This window comes from Endozoicomonas acroporae (assembly GCF_002864045.1).
Classification (GTDB): Bacteria; Pseudomonadota; Gammaproteobacteria; order Pseudomonadales; family Endozoicomonadaceae; genus Endozoicomonas; species Endozoicomonas acroporae.
In genome coordinates this window covers 1-1,050 of sequence record NZ_PJPV01000287.1, presented here as the reverse complement: position 1 = coordinate 1,050, position 1,050 = coordinate 1, and the positions used below count along the sequence as shown (strand labels likewise).

Here is a 1,050-nt window from a genome sequence, read left to right as displayed (position 1 = left end):
ACCATTCCTGGTGTTGAAATCACCACCCACGTAATGAGAGGGCCCCTGAACTTCAATCACCATGTTGTGATCTGGCAGTAGCAGGTCAACCGGAGGCAGTGAGTTCAGACTCTTTTCTTCTTCAATCTGCAAAGAGGGAAAGCATGATTGGAGTTGATCGTGAAAGTCGGCCTGGGTTTTTGAAATGTTTGTCTGGTAATGGGGGACGACTGGACACGCTCTCCCAAGCCAACTGGCGGCCATGGCAATGATGCGTTGCTCCTCTTCATTGTCTGAGGATGTATTTTCCAGACGAGTAAACAGCTCATCCATGTGCTTTTCAAGCCAGTTATTGTTATTGGAGTCCAGAGACAATCTGGCACAGCAAACCATGACTCCCCAGAGAGACATCAATAGGTCTTGCTGTAAGAGCTGAGGATGTTCACTGATTCGGTAAACAAGCGATTCGAACATAGAGGTCACCAGGTTCAGCTCAACGAACTCACCCAGTTTCGCGGTGGCCCACAGCAGATTGGCGATTTCCTGTGGGTTAAAGTTAGCTTTCTGTGTGTTCACGTGGCGCAATAGTGTGGCCACGGCCTCGTTGAGCTCTGATGTCCACTCCCCGTTGCCCACCAGTTTCGCCATGGCCCACAGCAGGTTGGCGATTTCCTGTGGTTTAAAGTGAGCTTTCTCCGTGTTGACGCGTGGCAACAGCGCGGCCATGGCCTCGTTAAACTCTGGTGTTCGCTCCTGCCCGTTGTCCACCAGTTTCGCCATGGCCCACAGCAGGTTGGCGATATGCTGAGGAATAAATTGGTCTTTCTGTGCGTTCACGAAGGGCAACAGCACGGCCACGGCCCCTTTAAGCCCTGGTGTCTGCTCCTGCCCGTTGTCCACCAGTTTCGCCATGGCCCACAGCTGGTTGGCGATATGCTGAGGAATAAATTGGTCTTTAAATGCGTTCACGTGGGGCAACAGCGCGGCCACGGCCTCGTTCAGTTCTGGTGTCTGCTCCTGCCCGTTGTCCAGCAGTTTCGCCATGGCCCACAGCAGGTTGGCGATAGCCTG

At 53.1% G+C, this 1,050-nt stretch carries 1 protein-coding gene; it reads right to left on the bottom strand.

Annotated elements, in window-relative coordinates:
* Positions 1-1,050, bottom strand: a 1,050-nt coding sequence (locus CX664_RS25235; protein ID WP_146000377.1) for a DUF1601 domain-containing protein, incomplete at both ends; no start/stop codon positions are given.